Annotated in this window: 17 protein-coding genes and 5 tRNA genes; 13 read left to right on the top strand and 9 right to left on the bottom strand. The window is 59.9% G+C overall.

From position 1 onward, the window contains the following. The first annotated feature begins 18 nt into the window (after positions 1-18). The gene (locus ACEN8Q_RS13500) at positions 19-1,770 is read left to right on the top strand and encodes a L,D-transpeptidase family protein (protein WP_413421524.1); all 1,752 of its coding nucleotides are present in this window, start codon (positions 19-21) and stop codon (positions 1,768-1,770) included. A 219-nt stretch (positions 1,771-1,989) separates the two neighbouring features. On the opposite strand, the gene ACEN8Q_RS13495 is transcribed toward ACEN8Q_RS13500, so the two are convergent. Further along, positions 1,990-2,457: a hypothetical protein gene (locus ACEN8Q_RS13495; RefSeq protein WP_413421526.1), complete on the bottom strand. Its 468-nt coding sequence runs from the start codon at positions 2,455-2,457 to the stop codon at positions 1,990-1,992. 207 nt (positions 2,458-2,664) lie between these two features. Between ACEN8Q_RS13495 and ACEN8Q_RS13490 the strand changes: the two genes are divergently transcribed. Together ACEN8Q_RS13490 and ACEN8Q_RS13485 are read left to right on the top strand one after the other, a co-directional pair. After that, positions 2,665-4,236, top strand: a complete 1,572-nt coding sequence (locus ACEN8Q_RS13490; RefSeq protein ID WP_413421528.1) for a diguanylate cyclase — start codon at positions 2,665-2,667, stop codon at positions 4,234-4,236. A 112-nt stretch (positions 4,237-4,348) separates the two neighbouring features. Beyond that, entirely contained in the window at positions 4,349-5,755 is a 1,407-nt protein-coding gene (locus tag ACEN8Q_RS13485; protein ID WP_413421530.1) for a DUF1254 domain-containing protein, read from the top strand. A gap of 35 nt (positions 5,756-5,790) precedes the next feature. Here ACEN8Q_RS13485 and ACEN8Q_RS13480 read toward each other — a convergent pair whose 3' ends face one another. Continuing rightward, on the bottom strand, positions 5,791-6,117 hold the full coding sequence (locus ACEN8Q_RS13480; protein ID WP_413421532.1) for a hypothetical protein: 327 nt from the start codon (positions 6,115-6,117) through the stop codon (positions 5,791-5,793). Positions 6,118-6,306: 189 nt separating this feature from the next. Here ACEN8Q_RS13480 and ACEN8Q_RS13475 point away from each other — a divergent pair, with 189 nt between their 5' ends. Further along, positions 6,307-7,137, top strand: coding sequence for an arylamine N-acetyltransferase family protein (locus ACEN8Q_RS13475; protein ID WP_413421534.1), 831 nt, complete (start codon positions 6,307-6,309; stop codon positions 7,135-7,137). A 60-nt stretch (positions 7,138-7,197) separates the two neighbouring features. Here the strand turns inward: ACEN8Q_RS13475 and ACEN8Q_RS13470 are convergent, their stop codons facing one another. Both ACEN8Q_RS13470 and ACEN8Q_RS13465 read right to left on the bottom strand, forming a co-directional pair. Next, entirely contained in the window at positions 7,198-7,503 is a 306-nt protein-coding gene (locus tag ACEN8Q_RS13470; protein WP_413421536.1) for a BrnA antitoxin family protein, read from the bottom strand. Between the two features lie 3 nt (positions 7,504-7,506). Next, on the bottom strand, positions 7,507-7,788 hold the full coding sequence (locus ACEN8Q_RS13465; protein WP_413421538.1) for a BrnT family toxin: 282 nt from the start codon (positions 7,786-7,788) through the stop codon (positions 7,507-7,509). A gap of 254 nt (positions 7,789-8,042) precedes the next feature. Here ACEN8Q_RS13465 and ACEN8Q_RS13460 point away from each other — a divergent pair, with 254 nt between their 5' ends. Further along, positions 8,043-9,560: a nucleobase:cation symporter-2 family protein gene (locus tag ACEN8Q_RS13460; RefSeq protein ID WP_413421540.1), complete on the top strand. Its 1,518-nt coding sequence runs from the start codon at positions 8,043-8,045 to the stop codon at positions 9,558-9,560. Positions 9,561-9,694: 134 nt separating this feature from the next. On the opposite strand, the gene ACEN8Q_RS13455 is transcribed toward ACEN8Q_RS13460, so the two are convergent. Further along, positions 9,695-9,770: transfer RNA gene (locus ACEN8Q_RS13455), tRNA-Asn, on the bottom strand. Between the two features lie 227 nt (positions 9,771-9,997). On the opposite strand from ACEN8Q_RS13455, the gene ACEN8Q_RS13450 reads away from it, so the two are divergent. After that, positions 9,998-10,228 (top strand): hypothetical protein, encoded by a 231-nt coding sequence (locus ACEN8Q_RS13450; protein WP_102675334.1) that lies wholly within the window; start codon positions 9,998-10,000, stop codon positions 10,226-10,228. Here ACEN8Q_RS13450 and ACEN8Q_RS13445 read toward each other — a convergent pair. Further along, entirely contained in the window at positions 10,225-10,434 is a 210-nt protein-coding gene (locus ACEN8Q_RS13445; protein WP_046038165.1) for a hypothetical protein, read from the bottom strand. The genes ACEN8Q_RS13450 and ACEN8Q_RS13445 overlap by 4 nt on opposite strands. Positions 10,435-10,665: 231 nt before the next feature. Then, positions 10,666-11,862, bottom strand: coding sequence for an amino acid aminotransferase (locus ACEN8Q_RS13440; RefSeq protein WP_413421543.1), 1,197 nt, complete (start codon positions 11,860-11,862; stop codon positions 10,666-10,668). Between the two features lie 335 nt (positions 11,863-12,197). On the opposite strand from ACEN8Q_RS13440, the gene uvrB reads away from it, so the two are divergent. Beyond that, positions 12,198-14,213 carry an excinuclease ABC subunit UvrB gene (uvrB, locus tag ACEN8Q_RS13435; RefSeq protein WP_111282160.1) on the top strand — a complete coding sequence of 672 codons (2,016 nt, stop codon included), beginning with the start codon at positions 12,198-12,200 and terminating at the stop codon, positions 14,211-14,213. Between the two features lie 144 nt (positions 14,214-14,357). On the opposite strand, the gene ACEN8Q_RS13430 is transcribed toward uvrB, so the two are convergent. Further along, on the bottom strand, positions 14,358-15,848 hold the full coding sequence (locus ACEN8Q_RS13430) for an MDR family MFS transporter (protein WP_413705498.1): 1,491 nt from the start codon (positions 15,846-15,848) through the stop codon (positions 14,358-14,360). A 49-nt stretch (positions 15,849-15,897) separates the two neighbouring features. Next, positions 15,898-16,986 carry an HlyD family secretion protein gene (locus ACEN8Q_RS13425; RefSeq protein WP_413421546.1) on the bottom strand — a complete coding sequence of 363 codons (1,089 nt, stop codon included), beginning with the start codon at positions 16,984-16,986 and terminating at the stop codon, positions 15,898-15,900. Between the two features lie 241 nt (positions 16,987-17,227). Here ACEN8Q_RS13425 and gltX point away from each other — a divergent pair, with 241 nt between their 5' ends. The 6 genes from gltX to ACEN8Q_RS13395 all read left to right on the top strand — a co-directional run bounded on the left by gltX (position 17,228) and on the right by ACEN8Q_RS13395 (position 20,151). Then, on the top strand, positions 17,228-18,709 hold the full coding sequence (gene gltX, locus ACEN8Q_RS13420) for a glutamate--tRNA ligase (RefSeq protein WP_413705325.1): 1,482 nt from the start codon (positions 17,228-17,230) through the stop codon (positions 18,707-18,709). A gap of 203 nt (positions 18,710-18,912) precedes the next feature. Then, a tRNA-Ala gene (locus tag ACEN8Q_RS13415) sits at positions 18,913-18,988 on the top strand. A gap of 79 nt (positions 18,989-19,067) precedes the next feature. Beyond that, positions 19,068-19,143, top strand: a tRNA-Glu gene (locus tag ACEN8Q_RS13410). Between the two features lie 53 nt (positions 19,144-19,196). Next, positions 19,197-19,272, top strand: a tRNA-Ala gene (locus tag ACEN8Q_RS13405). 80 nt (positions 19,273-19,352) lie between these two features. Next, positions 19,353-19,428, top strand: a tRNA-Glu gene (locus ACEN8Q_RS13400). A 183-nt stretch (positions 19,429-19,611) separates the two neighbouring features. Then, on the top strand, positions 19,612-20,151 hold the full coding sequence (locus ACEN8Q_RS13395; RefSeq protein WP_007986938.1) for a TetR/AcrR family transcriptional regulator: 540 nt from the start codon (positions 19,612-19,614) through the stop codon (positions 20,149-20,151). Positions 20,152-20,166 lie beyond the last annotated feature (15 nt).

Genomic DNA, 20,166 nt, shown 5'->3' with positions numbered 1-20,166 from the left:
GGGGATTAAGGATTATCCATGGTGCAGTTAACAAGGTCATTCGTCATAAGCCGCATATTTTTTATGGGCTTTCTGATCAGCGGTGCGGCGATTGGGCAAACTTCGCCGATTGAGCCGGTATCTGCGGCGAGCAGCACAATCGATGCCGCGGCCCCCGACGACGTGGTCGGCCAGGCGATTCAGGCGACGCTGGAACCGCTGCGTTCGGCCTTTCCGCCGTTGCTCACGTCCAGGCGCCATCAGCGTGTGGATGTCAGCCGGGTGGTGCTGGATTTCTATATGCATCGCAACTATCGCGCGGCGTGGACGGACGACCGTGATGTGGCCCAGTTACTCAAGAGCCTCGAAGACACCCGGATCGACGGCCTGAATCCGGCGGATTTCCGCATCTCCGAACTCGCCCAGGCCCATCAATCGCTGATGGCCGCCGCGCCTTCCACGGCGCAACGGGCGATGTTCGACATGGCGGCCACCCGCACGTTCATCACCGCACTGCTGCAACTGCGACGGGGCAAGGTCGATCCGTCGCGGCTGGACATTCACTGGAACTTCGACCCAGCCGGCGGCGCCCGCGAGGACATGAACAACCTGTTCGCCGCCCTCGATACCCATGACGTGGCACGCGCATTCGCCGAGGCGCCTCCTCAGGAAGAGATTTACCGCAACTTGCGTGAAGGCCTGGCCCGGTTGCGCCAGGTCCGTGATGCGGGCGGCTGGCCGAAAGTCACCGAAGGGCAATCGCTCAAGCCCGGCATGGACGGGGTGGCTGTCGCCCAATTGCGTGCGCGCCTGGTGGCGGGCGGTTACCTGAACCCGCACCTGTCGAAAAAAACCGGTTACGACGACAAGGTCGTTGCCGCGGTGAAGAAATACCAGGCCGAGCAATACCTGGGAGCCGATGGCGTGGCGGGGGCGGCGACGCTGGCGGCGCTGAACGTGCCGGTCGAGGCGCGGATCGATCAGGTGCGGGTCAACATGGAGCGTGCCCGCTGGCTGTTGTACAAGCTTCAGGGCACGTTCGTGATCGTTGATATCGCCGGATACAAGGTGGCGATGTACCGCGACGGCCTGCCGATCTGGCGTTCGCGGGTGCAAGTCGGTAAACCGGTGCGCAGTACGCCGGTGTTCCAGGCCGAAATCACCTACGTCACGTTCAACCCGACCTGGACCGTGCCGCCGACCATCCTCAAGCAGGATGTGATTCCGAAAGTCCAGAACGATCCGGGTTATCTGGCGGCCAACCGGATTCGCGTGTTCGATCGCGAAGGCAATGAGCTCGATCCGTCGAGCGTTGACTGGAGTAACCCGCGAGGCATCCACCTGCGTCAGGATGCCGGGCCTGACAGCTCGCTGGGGCAGGTGGTGATCCGCTTCCCCAACGACTATGCGATTTACCTGCATGACACGCCGCACCGCGAACTGTTTGCGAAAACGGTTCGGGCCACCAGTTCAGGCTGCATCCGCGTGGAAAACCCGTTGCAACTGGTCGAGTTGTTGTTCAACGACCCGGTGCGCTGGAACAGCGCCGGCATTCAGAAGCAGTTGGCCAATGGCAGGACCGAGAACATCGTGCTACCGGTGAAAGTGCCGGTGCTGTTGGCCTATTGGACCGTGGACCTGAGCGTTGACGGGCGGGTGACATTCAAGCCCGACATTTATGATTACGATGCCAGGGTGTTGCAGGGCTTGAGTCAGCCTGTGAAGTTGCCGGCCCTGGACTTGCGTCGTGCAGAGATACCGCTGATGGTGACAGGGCAGAACAAGCTATAACGGAAGACTGGAAACGGGCGCCTATGGAGCGTAATGCTGAAAACGGGCGGCTATGGGCTAATGCTGAAAACGGACGCCCATGGGCTAATACTGTAGGAGCGAGCTTGCTCGCGATGGACTCGAGAGCGCTGCGTTTAGTCAGTAAGCACGCGTCATCGTTAACGACCATCGCGAGCAAGCTCGCTCCTACAGGTATTACCAGGCCGTTCGGCAAACTCCCTAAAGCGCCAATCCTTGCTGCACCACTGCCAGCAGATCGGTTTCCGTCAGCGCCACCGCGTCCAGCTGCGCTGTGGCCTGTTCGATCGTTTGTAGCCACCAGTGTGTTTCACCGCGTTCGTCCACGGTGCGCAACAGGGCGAACTCGTTGGTTTGTGAGTGAATTTCGATCCGTCCCTCGCCATCGGCTGTGAAGCGCGCAACCGGGTCAAAGGTAAGGCTGTGGGCGTTTCCGGAGATTACCAGCTGGTCGATGGCATAGCGGTAAGTGCCCCGGGTCGGGCAAATCTCGATCACATGGGTGGGGTTGCGCCGCAGGACCAGGCCAACTTCGGTCAAGGGCTGCAGCCAGCCCTCTATCCGGTGATACAGTTCGTAGACCTGGCCCGGCCAGGTATCGATCGCCTGATCCGCGCCGGCAAGCCGTGTTTGTTTCAATTTTGCCGCGAGCTCGTCTGCCTTGCTCATGTCGATTCCCTGTATTGATGTCATTCTAATCGTAGCTCGTTGGCGCGCAGGCAGTGCTGCCCTGGGTCATGTTTGCAGCACCACCGGGCAAGTGTAACCACCGGGCAAGTGATCGCCCATTTGTCATGGATAACCCCGTAAACTAGGCCCCAAGAAGACTGAGGGCTTTGGGTCGTTGCCCATGCCTTGCCCCGACAGGATGAACTTTTGCCCACACGCTTTAACGACCCGGACCACGCCCCAGGCGTCGCATTGAAACGTCTGCCGCTGCGCAAGGCCGCGGTACTGTTCATTGCCACGGTGTGCCTGTGCCTGTGCGGTTTGCTCTACCTGCAACTGGAACAGTCCCGTCGCCATGACCTGAGCCTGGCGCAAGTGGCGTCTTCGAACCTGACGCGGGCCATGGCGCAGCAAGCCGAAGACACCTTCATGAAGGCCGACCTGGTGCTGACCAGCCTGGTGGACTGGATTCAAGTCGACGGTTTCGGCCCGGATCAACTGCCGCGCTTGCAGCAGACCTTCGCCCGGCGAGTGCTGGCCCTGGATCAACTGCACGGCATCCTGCTGTTCGACCAGAAGGGCCAGTGGGTGGTGACCTCTTTTGAAAACCTGCCCCGGGGGCCCGGCGTCGCGGATCGCGAGTACTTCAAGTATCACCAGCAGAACGTATCGTCGGTGGCGCATATCGGCCCGGCTATCCGCAGTCGGGAAAACGGTGAGTGGATCATTCCGATTTCCAAACGGGTCAACGACAGGAACGGCCATTTCCAGGGCGTATTGCTGGCCGGCATCAAGATGTCGTACTTCGACCAGTTCTTCAAAAGCTTCAGCCTCGACGACAACGGCTCGATGTTTCTCGGCTTGACCGATGGCACGCTATTGGCGCGTCGACCTTTTGTAGAGGCGCAGATCGGCACGTCGCTGGCCCAGAGCGAGATTTTCCAGAAGTCGCTGCCACTGGCCACCTCCGGCAATGCGACGTTCACGTCCATCATCGATGGTGTGACACGCATGTACGGTTACCGACAGCTGGAGGCGTATCCGCTGGTGGTCACCGCCGCGTCGTCCACCGATTCCATTCTCGCGGGCTGGTATGACACGGCGTTTCGCTCCAGTCTCATCGTTGCCCTGGTGTTAGTGGGCGTGGGGTTGTTCGGTTGGGTATTCATTCATCAGGTGCGTGTGGGCGAGCGGGTCGAGTCGGATTTGCGCAGGGCCCAGGAAGCGCTGGAACTGATCGCCACCCACGACAGCCTGACCGGGCTGGCCAACCGCCGCTTGTTCGAGCGGGCGCTGGACGTCGAGTTCGGGCGCGGCGCCCGGCAGGCGAGCCCCTTGAGCCTGATCATGCTCGATATCGATTACTTCAAGCGCTACAACGACACCTACGGCCACGTGGTGGGGGATCACTGCCTGGCCGAAGTGGCACGCGCGCTGAAGAGTTGCTGCCACCGCAAGGCCGATCTGGCGGTGCGTTACGGCGGTGAAGAGTTTGCGGTGCTGCTGCCCGACACCGACATCCACGGCGCCATGACGATTGCCGAGCAGATCCGCCGCAGCGTCATCGACAAGAGCATCAGTCACACCGGCTCGCCCAACGGTTACGTGACGGTCAGCCTGGGTTGCTATTCGTTCGTGCCGTCGGGGCGTGACAGCATGAACGTGTTTGTCGAGCGGGCGGATGCGGCGTTGTATCAAGCCAAGCATTCGGGGCGAAACCGTGTGGCAACGTTGTCGATGGCCGGCGGTGTCGAGGCGTTGATGCGTTCCGATCGCTGAAGTGTTCCTCCTGCCGGTTGTCCGTCTCTCGGGCCTGGCGGAATTGATCGTCTAGAGTTTCGTAAGTTCTGTCGAATCCGGCAGACTCCCCTTCGTACGGACGATCGCCAACATGTTGATACCTCAAACATTGACAGCTGTTGCTTTGACCGTCGCAGCGGCTGCCATTTTCCCGCTGGCCAGCCACGCGCAATCGAAAATCACCGCCGAAGAAGCTCATGCGATCGGCGTGGATGCCTACATCTATTTTTACCCGCTGTTGAGCATGGACATTACCCGCAAGCAATTCACCAACATCGAGCCGGGCAAGGAGTTCGGCAAAGGCCCGATGAACATGTTTGTGAGTGTGCCGCAGTACCCGCCTGCCGAATTCAAAGGGGTGGTGCGCTCTAACTTCGACACACTGTATTCGATTGCCTGGCTGGACTTGACCAACGAACCGCTGGTGATCGCCGCGCCGGATACCGAAGGGCGTTTCTACCTGTTGCCGATGCTCGATATGTGGACGGATGTGTTCGCTTCGCCGGGCTGGCGCACCACGGGCACCGAGGCCGGGCAATTCCTGGTGACGCCGCCGGGGTGGTCCGGCACCGTGCCCGCCGGGATGAATCACCTGCCGGCGCCAACCCCGTTTGTCTGGGTCATCGGCCGTACCAAGACGGACGGTGCGGCGGATTACGCGGCGGTGCACAAGATCCAGGCTGGCTACACGGTGACGCCGTTGTCCCGGTTGGGTAAGGAGCCTGAAGCCGTCACCGTGAAAATCGACCCGGCGGTGGACATGAAGACGCCGCCGAAGATTCAGGTCGACTCCATGTCGGCTGCCAACTACTTCACCTACGCTGCCGACCTGCTGAAGGTGAACCCGCCGCACAGCACCGACCAGCCCATGCTGTCGCAGATCAAGCGTCTTGGAATCGAAGCTGGCAAGCCGTTCGACATGGACGCGCTGGATCCGCAAATCCAGGCCGCGCTACAAACGGTGCCCCAGGATGCGCAGGCGCTGATGACCTGGAAAGTGCCGACCCTGGCGCGGGAGGTCAATGGCTGGTCGATGAACACCGACACCATGGGCGTCTATGGCAACTACTACCTCAAGCGCGCCATCGTTACGCAGGTGGGACTCGGTGCCAACCTGCCCGAGGATGCGATTTATCCGTTGAACATCGGCGACAGCAACGGCAAGCCGCTCGACGGAGCAAACAAATACGTGCTGCATTTCAACAAGGGTGAGACGCCGCCGGTGAACGCCTTCTGGTCGATCACCCTGTATGACCCGGAAGGCTTCCAGATCGCCAATTCACTCAATCGTTTTGCGGTCAGTAGCTGGATGCCGTTCAAGGGCAACGCCGATGGCTCGCTGGACCTCTATTTCCAGAACGAAAGCCCCGGCAAGGATCTTGAGGCCAACTGGCTGCCGGCGCCCAAGGGGCCGTTCAACCTGACCATGCGCTTGTACGGCCCGAAAGCCGAGGCGCTGAATGGCAAATGGAACCCGCCGGCGGTCCAGCCGATGTAGACCGCAGACGACAAGAAGCAGCCAACGACTGCCTGTCATTGGCTGCTTTTGCCTGTCCAGCTGCCCGTCCCGCCACCGGCGCCACCGGTTCCGCCGCCGGGGGCGCCGGTGCCACCGCCCGCGCCACTGCCCGGACCATTGACGCCGGTGGTGCCGATTGACGAGCTGGAGCCTTGACCGCGGCTGTAGTCGCCCGAAGGGGCGCTGGGCCTTTTGTTGTCTGGCAGCATGGTTGAGTTGCGGGTTGCGCCCGATGTCGTGTTGGTCGTGCCAGCGCCATCGCCGGACGCCGCAAACGCAGCCAGGGGCGTTGCCGACAACAATCCCGCCAAGAGCAGCGAAGTCATTCTGATGTTCATCATGGTCGTCTCCTGGGATGAGTCGTTACCTGATGTTGGTGCGAAGGGGGCGCAGTTGGATTCGCACAAGCCGCGTTGAGTTTTTCATGCCGGGTGATTGGCTAAATCAATTGTCGGCGGCAGTGCCTGATCCCGTATACATAGCGGCCACTGGCGGAGCAATCCGCCGCTTGCGTGCAAAAGGATTGAACGATGAGCGAGCCACGCCTGACTGACCGTGCTTTGTATCTGCAACGCCTGGGCTTCGATGCGCCCCCGGCACCGACCCTGGACACCTTGCGCCAACTGCAACTGCGCCATACCGGCGCTTTTCCGTTTGAAAACCTCACCACATTATCCGGCGAACCGGTGCTGATCGACTTGCCGTCCATCGAACAGAAGGTCTTGCACGATGGTCGTGGCGGCTACTGCTACGAACTCAACAATCTGTTCCTGGCCTTGCTTCAATCGTTGGGTTTCGACGCCCGTGCCATCAGTGGCCGGGTGGTGATGGGCCAGCCGGAGGGGGCCTGGACTGCCCGGACCCATCGCCTGAGCCTGGTCATCATCGACGACGTACGCTACATCACCGACGTCGGCTTCGGTGGCATGGTGCCGACCGCGCCACTGTTGCTCGATTCCCGCGCCGAACAACTCACTCCTCACGAGCCGTATCGCATCGACCTGCACGTCGACGGCTTTACCCTGCGCGCCAATGTTGCGGGTGAATGGCGAGCGATGTACATCTTCGACCTGCAACGCCAGGAAGACATCGATTTTGCCGTGGGCAACTGGTACGTCTCGACCCACCCTGAGTCGACTTTCGCCAAACAACTGATGGTGGCGCGCACCGGGGAGGGGTGGCGCCGTACGCTCAATAACGGCAGCTTCGCGATTCACCGGATTGGCCATGACAGCGAGCGGCGAGAGGTGAGGGATGTGCAGGAATTGATTGGCTTGCTGGACAGCGAGTTCGGCATTCGCGTACCGGAACAGGCGCAGTTGGTGCGGACCCTGGAACGCTTGATCGCAGCGCCGCAATAGTAGGCCGATCGAATACGTCACATCGCCAAGGGCTGATCCGATCGATCAGCCCTTTACGTTTCAGGGCCGAACTCCCGGCTCCATCACCCGCTGAATTTCACTCAAGGCCTCTGCCAGTTTCTGCTCCAGGCCCTTGAGTTCGGCAGGGGTGATTGTTGGTTTTAGCTGTGCAGGCTTGGCTTCGTTGAGCAGGGCTCGGCGCAACGTATTGTTGATCGCCGTCTGGTAGCCGTACCCCTCGTTTTCTGCCAGTGCCCGGGCGGCTTCGATGACGGCGTCATCGAGCATGATGGTAATGCGGGTCTTGCCTTTGGCGGGCGCCACGGCCCCGCGTTTGGCGTTACTGAAATCGTATTGGTCTTTCATCGGTCATGCCTCCAGGTACTGACGGCGTTCGCTTTTGGTGGCGATGCGCGCGGAAATGATTCGAACGAAATTCGGATCGCGCCAGGTGTACGCGACGACCAGCAAACGGCCTTTGGCATCCAGCCCCATGGTGATCCAGCGTTGTTCATCATGGTGGTTGTCCTCGAGGGTCAGCGCTCGTTCGTCATGGAATACCGGTTCGGTCTCTGCGAGGCTGATGCCTTGGTGCTTGAGTTTGTTGGCTGCGTTCTTTGCCTTGTGGAACTGAATCTCGAATGACTTCATTATGCATACTTTATATGTATGTGAAAGAGGTGGCTTTGCTGATGAGCGCCAGGAGCCGAAAAGACTAGTCAGCAACAGGGGTTGCCCGGGAAGGGATGTGTTTCAAGGTTTCAGGCGGGGGCTGCGCTTGTGGCAACCAGGGGAAATGGACAGGTATCCATTTCGTGACTGATAAGTTGTATACAACTCTATAGACATTTGTCCTGACTATTGCATACAGTGTGCGCATAACAAAAACCAGGGAACCCCCTACCATGAAAACGCCCCATGTTTCACACCAACGGCCCGAGGACGAAAATCTTGGGATCGGCGCGAATATGGCTTATGGCCTGCAACATGTTCTGACCATGTATGGCGGTATCGTCGCGGTGCCATTGATCATCGGCCAGGCGGCCGGGCTCTCGCCGGCGGACATCGGTTTGTTGATTGCTGCTTCATTGTTTGCGGGGGGGCTGGCAACGCTGCTGCAAACCCTGGGTTTACCGTTTTTTGGTTGTCAGTTGCCGCTGGTGCAGGGCGTGTCCTTCTCTGGCGTCGCGACCATGGTGGCGATTGTCAGCAGCGGCGGGGAGGGCGGGTTTCAGTCGGTGCTGGGCGCGGTCATAGCGGCGTCCCTGATCGGGTTGCTGATAACCCCGGTGTTCTCGCGCATCACCAGGTTCTTCCCGCCGCTGGTGACCGGCATCGTGATTACCACCATCGGCCTGACGCTGATGCCGGTAGCCGCGCGCTGGGCCATGGGCGGCAACAGTCACGCACCGGACTTCGGCAGCATGGCGAATATCGGCCTGGCGGCGGTGACACTGGTGCTGGTGCTGCTGCTGAGCAAAATCGGCAGTGCGACCATCTCCCGTCTGTCGATTCTGCTGGCCATGGTCATCGGCACGATCATCGCGGTGTTCCTCGGCATGGCGGATTTCTCATCCGTGACCCAAGGCCCGATGTTCGGCTTCCCGACGCCGTTCCACTTCGGTATGCCGACCTTCCACTTCGCTGCGATCCTGTCGATGTGCATCGTGGTGATGGTGACGCTGGTGGAGACTTCGGCGGATATCCTTGCCGTCGGTGAGATCATCGGCACCAAGGTTGACTCCAAGCGCCTGGGCAACGGTCTGCGCGCCGACATGCTGTCGAGCATGTTCGCGCCGATTTTCGGTTCCTTCACCCAAAGCGCCTTTGCCCAGAACGTCGGGCTGGTGGCGGTCACCGGCATCAAGAGCCGCTATGTGGTGGCAACCGGCGGTCTGTTCCTGGTGATCCTCGGCCTGCTGCCATTCATGGGCCGGGTCATCGCCGCCGTGCCGACCTCCGTACTGGGTGGCGCCGGCATCGTGCTGTTTGGCACCGTTGCGGCCAGCGGCATTCGGACCCTGTCCAAGGTCGACTACCGCAACAACGTCAATCTGATCATTGTCGCCACCTCCATCGGCTTCGGCATGATCCCGATCGCGGCGCCGAACTTCTACGATCACTTCCCAAGCTGGTTCGCGACCATTTTCCATTCGGGCATCAGCTCTTCGGCGATCATGGCCATCGTGCTGAACCTGACCTTCAACCATCTCACTGCCGGTAACTCCGACCAGCAATCGGTCTTTGCGGCCGGTACCGAGCGGGTGCTGCGTTATCAGGATCTGGCGGCGTTGCGTGAAGGGGACTATTTCAGCGACGGTAAACTGCACGATTGCGACGGCAAGGAGATTCCGGTGCTGGATTCGGAACACGGCGTGGCAGAACCACGGGCGGTGCACGTCAAAAGCAGTGAACACGTCTGACGTTCACGGCAACTGAAAAGGGCCGATCTGTTGAATAGACAGATCGGCTTTTTGCTTTTCAGGAGTTGGCTTTTCAATCGGCCACAAAAAAGCCCCTGGATCTTTCGATTCAGGGGCTCTTCGATGTTGCTGTCTGGCTCCACGACCTGGACTCGAACCAGGGACCCAGTGATTAACAGTCACTTGCTCTACCAACTGAGCTATCGCGGAATGGCGCGTATCTTACTGATTCAAAAAGAGAAGTCAAGCATCGAATAACAATTTGAGTGAATCATCGGGACGGACGGTGGTTTGGCGGCGATTGGCGGTTACCAGGATCGCCCCAGAGGTCTACCATGGCCGCCCGGAAGTGGTGACACGCGCTGCCGGCCATTCGCCGAAAAGGTACGCGCCATGAATCATTTGACCCTCACACCTCTACACCATGGGGTGTACCCATGAGCATCTCTCAGATCAGCCTGCCCAAAGGTGTCGGCCCTCACGCCGAAAAGTTGTTCGACGCCATCACTCAGGCCGGCACCGCTGAAGCATTGAACCGCGCGGGTGGCAAGGCGGAAGGTTTTGTCCTGGGCCTGGAAAGCACTAAAGCGATCAAGAGCCAGGTCGCGGAATTGCTGTATGTCGCCTACGACGACGCTGCCAGCCAGCGTGCGACCGAACTGGCTTAACCGCCGAAGGTAATCGTGCCAAGCATCAGTTTGGCGTAGAGCGCCGTGGCACCCAATTGCACCAGCCACAGGGCCAGGCCGCCGAGGAATACACCTGCAGCGACTTGCATTACCAGGTTGTTGCCACGTTTTGTCGGGGCGCGGGGGATGAAGTGATCCAGGTCATCCAGGTCATCGCGGTCGGCGCGCAGGTCATCGTTTTTCATGTGGGTTCTCGGGAATGCTTGGTACATAAATCCTGTGGGAGCGGGCTTGCTCGCGAAAGCGGTGGGTCAGGTTGTACAAGTATTGAATGTGCTGCCGTCTTCGCGAGCAAGCCCGCTCCCACATTTGACTTGTGTGGAGTTTAGAGGGCTGGGTCGTTGCATTGAGAATTATCTGTGACAAATAAAAAACGGGAAGTCACATGGCTTCCCGTTTTTCATTTCAAGGTGTCATCAAATGACTTGGACAATCGCGTCCGTCACAACCTTGATGTTGCTCTGGTTCAGTGCGGCCACGCAGATGCGGCCGGTGTCCAGGGCGTAGATGCCGAACTCATTGCGCAGGCGGTGCACTTGCTCAACGGACAGACCCGAGTAGGAGAACATGCCGCACTGACGACCGACGAAGCTGAAATCGCGCTGCGGCGCTTTTTGTGCCAGCAGGTCGACCATCTGGGTACGCATGCCACGAATGCGCAGGCGCATTTCGGCCAGTTCGGCTTCCCACTGGGCGCGCAGTTCCGGACTGTTCAGCACCGCAGCGACAACGCTGGCACCGTGGGTCGGCGGGTTGGAGTAGTTGGTGCGGATCACGCGTTTGACTTGCGACAGCACGCGCGCGCTTTCTTCTTTCGATTCGCTGACGATCGACAGGGCACCCACGCGCTCGCCGTACAGCGAGAACGACTTGGAGAACGAGCTGGAAGCGAAGAAAGTCAGGCCCGACTCGGCAAACAGGCGCACGGCCGCGGCGTCTTCGTCGATGCCATCGCCGAAACCTTGATACGCCATGTCGAGGAATGGCACGTGGCCTTTGGCTTTAACCACGTCCAGCACGTTTTTCCAGTCCGCCGGGCTCAGGTCCACGCCGGTCGGGTTGTGGCAGCAGGCGTGCAGCACAATGATCGAGCCGTTTGGCAGCGCGTTGAGGTCTTCCAGCATGCCGGCACGGTTCACGTCGTGGGTGGCAGCGTCGTAGTAACGGTAGTTCTGCACCGGGAAACCGGCGGTTTCGAACAGGGCGCGGTGGTTTTCCCAGCTCGGGTCGCTGATCGCCACAACGGCGTTCGGCAGTAGTTGCTTGAGGAAGTCAGCACCGATTTTCAGGGCGCCAGTACCGCCAACGGCCTGGGTGGTGATCACACGGCCGGCGGCGATCAGCGGCGAATCTTTGCCGAACAGCAATTTCTGCACAGCCTGGTCGTAGGCGGCGATGCCGTCGATTGGCAAGTAGCCACGGGAAACGTGTTGAGCGGCACGAATGGTTTCGGCTTCGACAACGGCGCGCAGGAGTGGAATTCGCCCCTCCTCGTTGCAGTAAACACCGACCCCCAGGTTGACTTTGTTGGTGCGGGTATCGGCGTTGAATGCTTCGTTGAGGCCCAGGATTGGATCGCGTGGTGCCATTTCGACAGCGGAGAACAGGCTCATTATTGCGGCGGCTCTGAATGGAAAGTGGAGGGACGTGTCGCGCTCCAGCCGAATGCACTAGAGCGGTGCACAAACGGGGAGCTAGTATAGAGGCCATCCGCGATCAATGGCGACAGGCGATTCGGCTTTTAAGGTAAGTTTTTCCGATTATTTTGCGACCGTTAGTCGAATGGCGTCGGCAAAGGTTTTGCGCGATGTAGGACGTTTGCCTTGAAAGCGCTGGCAATCGGCTCCACATTGAGCACAATCCAGTTTTTTCCTCGGGCGACATCGGTCGTTTGCGGTCTTTCTCGTTCATGCCGGTTTGGCCGGCAAGAGTGATCCAGAGGTATTTAATGTCTGAATTCCAGCTAGTCACCCGTTTCGAGCCTGCCGGCGATCAGCCGGAAGCCATCCGCCTGATGGTCGAGGGCATCGAGGCCGGGCTGGCGCACCAGACGCTGCTCGGTGTGACCGGCTCGGGCAAGACGTTCAGCATCGCCAACGTGATCGCCCAGGTGCAGCGCCCGACCCTGGTGCTGGCGCCGAACAAGACCCTGGCGGCGCAGTTGTACGGCGAGTTCAAGGCGTTCTTCCCGAACAACGCGGTGGAATATTTCGTTTCCTACTACGACTACTACCAGCCTGAAGCCTACGTGCCGTCCTCGGACACCTTCATCGAGAAGGACGCCTCGATCAACGACCACATCGAACAGATGCGTTTGTCGGCGACCAAGGCATTGCTTGAGCGCAAGGACGCGATCATCGTCACCACGGTGTCCTGCATCTACGGTCTGGGCAGCCCGGAAACCTATTTGAAGATGGTGCTGCACGTGGATCGCGGCGACCGGCTCGATCAGCGTGAATTGCTGCGACGCCTGGCCGACCTGCAATACACCCGCAACGACATGGACTTTGCCCGTGCGACCTTTCGCGTGCGTGGCGATGTGATCGATATCCATCCGGCGGAATCCGATTTTGAAGCGATCCGCATCGAGCTCTTCGACGATGAGGTGGAAAGCCTGTCGGCATTCGATCCGCTGACCGGCGAAGTCATTCGCAAGCTGCCGCGCTTTACCTTCTACCCGAAGAGCCACTACGTGACGCCACGGGAAACCCTGATGGGCGCGGTCGAAGGCATCAAGGTCGAGTTGCAGGAGCGCCTGGAATACCTGCGTTCCAACAACAAGCTGGTGGAAGCCCAGCGCCTGGAGCAGCGCACCCGTTTCGATCTGGAGATGATCCTCGAACTGGGTTACTGCAACGGCATCGAAAACTACTCGCGTTATCTGTCCGGTCGCGAAGCCGGCGCGCCGCCGCCGACGCTTTATGACTACCTGCCGCCGGATGCCTTGCTGGTGATCGACGAGTCCCATGTCAGCGTTCCGCAGGTTGGCGCCATGTACAAGGGCGACCGTTCGCGAAAAGAGACGCTGGTCGAGTACGGTTTCCGCCTGCCCTCGGCCCTGGACAACCGGCCGATGCGTTTCGATGAGTGGGAAAGCATCAGCCCGCAGACGATTTTCGTCTCGGCGACCCCCGGCAACTATGAAGCCGAACACGCCGGGCGCGTCATTGACATGGTGGTGCGTCCGACCGGGCTGGTGGACCCGCAAATAGAGATCCGCCCGGCATTGACCCAGGTCGACGACTTGCTGTCGGAAATCACCAAGCGCGTCGCTCTGGAAGAGCGAGTGCTGGTCACCACGCTGACCAAGCGCATGGCCGAGGATTTGACCGATTACCTGGCCGACCACGGCGTGCGCGTGCGCTACCTGCACTCGGACATCGACACCGTGGAGCGCGTAGAGATCATCCGCGACCTGCGCCTCGGCACTTTCGATGTGTTGGTGGGCATCAACCTGCTGCGCGAAGGTCTGGACATGCCGGAAGTCTCGCTGGTAGCGATCCTCGATGCCGACAAGGAAGGCTTCCTGCGTTCCGAGCGCTCGCTGATCCAGACCATCGGGCGCGCGGCACGTAACCTCAATGGCCGGGCGATTCTGTATGCCGACCGGATTACCGGTTCCATGGAGCGCGCGATCGGCGAAACCGAGCGTCGCCGCGACAAGCAGATCGCCTTCAACCTGGCTAACGGCATCACGCCAAAAGGCGTGTTCAAGGACGTTGCCGACATCATGGAAGGCGCCACCGTGCCTGGCTCGCGCAGCAAGAAGCGCAAGGGCATGGCCAAGGCGGCCGAGGAAAATGCCAAATACGAAGCCGAATTGCGCACACCGGGCGAGATTGCCAAGCGTATCAAGGCCCTGGAAGAGAAGATGTATGCGTTGGCGCGTGATCTGGAGTTTGAAGCGGCAGCGCAAATGCGCGATGAGATTGGCAAGTTGCGGGAGCGGTTGATTACAGTCTGAGATTTGTGGTGAGTGTGCGGGCCTCTTCGCGAGCAAGCCCGCTCCCACAAGGTTCTGTGGCGTTCACAAAAACTGTGGGAGCGGCGGTGCGGCGATCCGACTTGCTCGCGAAGAGGCCAGTCAGGGCGCTACAAGAAAGACTGACTAGTGCGCTTCGCCAGCCTTGAGGCCAGCCGGCAGTTTTTTGGTCAGCAACACCGCCACCATGCTGATCCCCAGCGCAATCCCGACAAAATGAAACGCATCGTTATAGGCCATGATCGACGCCTGTTGATGCGCTATCTCGCTGAGCTTGCCCAGTGCTGCGGTTTCATTGCCCAGCGTGTTGGTCAACGATGCCAGGCGTTCAGCCACCTGCGGATTGCTCGGCACGATGGATTCACGCAGGTAGTCAAAGTAGACCTTGGTCCGCGCATCCAGCAGCGTGGCGAGCAGGGCGATGCCGATGGCCCCGCCGAGGTTGCGCAGGATGTTGAACAGGCTCGACGCCGATCCCGCATCCTGGGGCAGGATGTAGGAGGTGGCGATCAGCGAGATGGTCACCATGATCAGTGGCTGCCCCAGGGCGCGGATGATCTGGATCTGATTGAACTGTGGCCCGGCAAAGTCCGGGTTCAGCACGCCTGAAGAGAAACTCGCCAACCCGAACAGCCCGAAGCCCAGGGTGCACAGCCATTTCGGCGAGACAAATTTCATCAGCTTGGGCACCAGCGGAATCAGAAACAGCTGCGGCACGCCCATCCACATGATCACTTCGCCGATCTGCAGGGCGTTGTAGTTCTGGATCTGCGCCAGGTACAGCGGCAACAGGTAGATCGAGCCGTACAGCCCGACCCCCATCCCGACGCTGGAAATACTGGACAAGCCGAAGTTGCGGTTGCCGAGGATGCCGAGGTTGATCAGCGGATTGGGTTTGGAAAACTGTACGATCACAAAGGTGATCAGGCTGACCAGCGCGATGCTGCCCAGGGTCATGATCAGGTTCGACTCCAGCCAGTCCTTGCGATGGCCTTCCTCCAGAAACACCTGCAGGCAGCCGAGCCCGACGCCTAGGGTGAGAATGCCGGCGTAGTCGGTGCTTTTCAGCAACTCCCAGTGCGCTTGTTTCTTCTCCAGGCCGTACATCAGGCCGGCGATCATGATCAGGCCGGGCGGGATGTTGATGTAGAAGATGTATTCCCAGCCCCAGTTCTCCGTCAGCCAGCCGCCGAGGGTCGGACCTATGGAGGGGGCGAAGGTGGCCGTCATGGCGAACATGGCCATGCCTTTGGCGCGGTGGTGTTCCGGGAGCTTGATCAGGGTCAGGGTGAACGCCAGTGGAATCAGCGCGCCACCGGTAAACCCTTGCAGGGCGCGGAACACGATCATGCTTTCCAGGCTCCAGGCCATGGAGCAGAGCAGGGATGCCGCGAGAAACCCGAGGGATACCCAAACCGCCAGGCGCCGCGCCGACAGCAGCTGCACCAGCCAGGCGGTGAGCGGGATCATGATGATTTCCGCTACCAGGTACGAGGTGGAGATCCACGAGCCTTCTTCCAGGGTTGCCGACAGCGCGCCCTGGATATCCTTGAGCGAGGAGTTGGTGATCTGGATGTCCAGCACCGCCATGAAGGCGCCGAGCATCACGCTCATCACCGCAATCCAGTCGCGCCGGGTCGGTTCGCCGGCCGGGCGGATCAGTTGATCACCGGCCATCGTCAGGGGCGTCTTTGCTGCTCACTTTGGTGGTGACGTCGTCAGGGGCGTCCTTGATGTTCACCTTGGCGGTCACCGACATGCCCGGGCGGATCTTGCCGCGCAGCGGGTTATCGGCGGCGAAGGTCAGTTTTACCGGAATCCGTTGTACGACTTTGGTGAAGTTGCCGGTGGCATTGTCCGGCGGCAACAGGCTGAACTGCGCGCCCGAGGCGGCGAACAGGCTGTCGACCCGGGCTTCTATCGGGGTGTCGCTGTAGGCGTCGAAGGTCAGCTCGGCTTTCTGCCCGGGCTGCATGTGGCCGATCTGGGTTTCCTTGAAGTTGGCCTGAATCCAGATGTCTTCGTCCGGCACGATCGACAGCAGGTAGGCGCCGGCCTGCACGAATTGGCCTTCGCGGGCTGCACGCTGGCCGATCAGGCCGCTGATGGGCGCGTGGATTTCGCTGCGGGTCAGGTTCAGTTCAGCCTGGGCGAGGTCGGTCCTGGCGTTGGCGATCTGCGCGTCGAGGCGTTTGATTTCGGCGGTCAGTGCGTTGACCTGCTGACGCTGGCTTTGCGCGTCCGCCTGGGCCTTGGCCAGTTGCGAACGGGCAATGTGGTTGTCGGCGGAGAGGGTGGTCACCCGTTCTTCCGAGACATAACCGGGTTTACGCAAGGTCTCGGCGCGGGTGAGGTCGATCTGCGAGCGACCCAGGCTGGCCTGGCTGGACTCAACTTGCGCTTCGCTGGCGGCAATCAGGCTGGCCTGCTGGGTCAGTTTGCTCTGGGCTTGCAGGCGTTCGGCCTCGCGGGTGGCGAGGGTCGCGTTGGCACGGTTGACAGCGAGTCGGAAGTCGTCGCCTTCGAGTTTGATCAGCAACTGGCCTTTCTCGACATGCTGGTTGTCCTGCACCAGCACCCGATCGATGCGCGCGCCCAATTGGCTCGACACACGGGTGATCTCGCCCTGGACATAAGCGTTGTCGGTGCTTTCATAAAAGCGCCCCTTGAAGAACCAGTGGGCAAACAGGCCCCCGCCAATCAACAGGACAATCAGCAGGAAGGTGAAGAGGCGACGCTTGAGTTGGGCAGGCATGGGCAAACTGTAGTCGAGAAATTGTAAGAGAAGTTATCAGCAGGCAAATCTGGCATACAGCCGATAAGCGGTAAATGCCATCGGCTGATATTCGGCCATTCACCGCGCCATACGGGCGTTACAGACGCAACCTTGGCTTAAATGCCCTGTTCGCTGGAGCCTGGCCTGTGTCGCCTGTTACCATTCGCCTCTTGTTTGACGTTCGCTTTGAACTTCGCTTTTTATCTTTTCGAGACATGCCATGACCACCGTCCGCACTCGCATCGCGCCATCGCCTACCGGGGATCCCCACGTAGGTACCGCCTACATCGCCTTGTTCAACTACTGCTTTGCCAAGCAGCACGGCGGTGAGTTCATCCTGCGGATCGAAGACACCGACCAGCTGCGTTCGACCCGCGAGTCCGAACAGCAGATTTTCGACGCCTTGCGCTGGCTGGGGATCGACTGGAGCGAAGGCCCGGACGTCGGCGGCCCGCACGGTCCGTATCGTCAAAGCGAGCGCGGCGACATTTACCAGAAGTACTGCCAGCAACTGGTCGACATGGGACACGCCTTCCCGTGCTTCTGCACCGCCGAAGAGCTGGACCAGATGCGCGCCGAGCAGATGGCTCGCGGTGAAACCCCGCGTTACGACGGCCGCGCGCTGCTGTTGTCCAAGGAAGAAGTCGCCCGTCGCCTGGCGGCTGGCGAGCCGCACGTCATCCGTATGAAAGTACCGAGCGAAGGCGTTTGCGTGGTGCCGGACATGCTACGCGGCGACGTTGAAATCCCGTGGGACCGCATGGACATGCAAGTCCTGATGAAGACCGACGGCCTGCCGACGTACTTCCTGGCCAACGTGGTCGACGATCACCTGATGGGCATCACCCACGTATTGCGCGGCGAAGAGTGGCTGCCATCGGCACCGAAGCTGATCCTGCTTTACGAGTACTTCGGTTGGGAACAGCCGGAACTGTGCTACATGCCGCTGCTGCGTAACCCGGACAAGAGCAAGCTGTCCAAGCGCAAGAACCCGACCTCGGTGACGTTCTACGAGCGCATGGGCTTCATGCCCGAGGCGATGCTCAACTACCTGGGGCGCATGGGCTGGTCGATGCCGGACGAGCGCGAGAAGTTTTCGTTGCAGGAAATGGTCGACAACTTCGATCTGAAGCGCGTGTCCCTTGGCGGGCCGATCTTCGACATCGAGAAACTGTCGTGGCTCAACGGTCAGTGGCTGCGTGACCTGCCGGTGGAAGAGTTCGCCGCACGCGTGCAGAAGTGGGCGTTCAATTCCGACTACATGATGAAGATCGCGCCGCACGTGCAGGGCCGGGTCGAAACCTTCAGCCAGGTGGCACCGCTGGCCGGGTTCTTCTTTGCCGGTGGCGTGAACCCGGATGCGAAGTTGTTCGAATCCAAGAAGCTGTCGGGCGACCAGGTCCGCCAGCTGATGCAGTTGATCCTGTGGAAGCTCGAAAGCCTGCGTCAGTGGGAGAAGGACAGCATCACCGCGACCATTCAGGCAGTGGTCGAGTCCCTGGAGCTGAAGCTGCGTGATGCCATGCCGCTGATGTTCGCCGCGATCACGGGCCAGGCCAGTTCGGTGTCGGTGCTTGATGCGATGGAAATTCTCGGGCCGGACCTGACCCGTTTCCGTCTGCGCCAGGCCATTGACCTGTTGGGCGGCGTGTCGAAGAAAGAAAACAAAGAGTGGGAAAAGCTGTTGGGCGCTATCGCCTGACACGCTTGATGCAGGACTGATGGCCATTGTGTACGCCCGTCGTTGGGCGCGCAGTGGTCCTCAGACCCCCGATTTTTCGGGGGGAGGGCGGTAAGTGATTGTTATGTCGGCAAAAAATTTTAAATTTTTTGAAAAATAAGTTTGACAGGCTTTCGATACGCCCTTAAGATTCGCCCCGTCCTCAGCGATGACATCAACGATGAGGGGCTATAGCTCAGCTGGGAGAGCGCTTGCATGGCATGCAAGAGGTCGACGGTTCGATCCCGTCTAGCTCCACCAATTTACACTTCGAAGCCTGGCCACACCGGCTTCGAAGCGATCAACACTCAGCGTTGATCAGTTGTATAGAAGGGTTTGCGTCCCCTTCGTCTAGTGGCCTAGGACACCGCCCTTTCACGGCGGTAACAGGGGTTCGAGTCCCCTAGGGGACGCCAGTTTTACAGAAGCGATGTTGCAAGATGTCGCTCCGCCGCGAGGCGAAAAATCCGGGGCTATAGCTCAGCTGGGAGAGCGCCTGCATGGCATGCAGGAGGTCAGCGGTTCGATCCCGCTTAGCTCCACCAATTTTACAGTTCAAGGTCTGGCCACACCGGCCTTGAATCGATCAGCTCTCAGCACTGATCAGTTGTATAGAAGGGTTTGTGTCCCCTTCGTCTAGTGGCCTAGGACACCGCCCTTTCACGGCGGTAACAGGGGTTCGAGTCCCCTAGGGGACGCCACGATTACCCGCTTTGCGGGATTTATAAGGGTCATTCAATTATTGAATGGCCCTTTTGTTTGTCTGGCGTTTGGCCAAATCTCCCATTTCTTTCCAGACTGTTCTTCAGACCAGCGGTCACATCCACGACTTGCGTAAAATTATTATGAGAATAATATTCTAGTCGTAATATTCGGAGGCAACGATGAACGATAAAAAAGCTCAAACCCGCGAACGCATCCTCAAGGCTGCCAGCGCAGCGCTGATTCAGCGTGGCCCGGCCGAGCCAAGTGTGGGCGAAGTGATGGGTGCGGCGGGCCTGACGGTCGGCGGCTTCTACGCACACTTCGAAAGCAAGGACGCGATGATGCTCGAGGCGTTCAAGCAATTGCTCAGTCATCGTCGCGACCTGATTGCCGACATGGACGCGGAGTTGACCGGCGAAGAGCGCCGCGCTCTGGTGGCTGCGTTTTATCTGTCGCGCAAGCATCGTGATTCCTCCGAATCGGCCTGTCCGATCCCGGCATCTGTCGGCGAACTGGGGCGGCTGCCGGAAGCCTTTCGTGTCGCGCTGAATGAGCATGTGGAAATGATGGTCGCGCAGCTGGCGGCCAGTCCTGAAGAAACCGAAAAAGCCCTGGCCGATATGGCCTTGATGGTGGGTGGGCTGGCTCTGGCGCGGGCGCTGGGGCCGGGAGAGCTGTCCGATCGATTGCTGCGCGCCGCCAAATCGGCAGTGCGCTGACCTGAAGGCTGCGGC

Source organism: Pseudomonas sp. Pseusp16 (assembly GCF_047324915.1).
GTDB classification, from domain to species: domain Bacteria; phylum Pseudomonadota; class Gammaproteobacteria; order Pseudomonadales; family Pseudomonadaceae; genus Aquipseudomonas; species Aquipseudomonas fluorescens_CD.
Note: the sequence above shows the minus strand (reverse complement) of the source record. Positions and strands in the feature narration are given on the sequence as shown.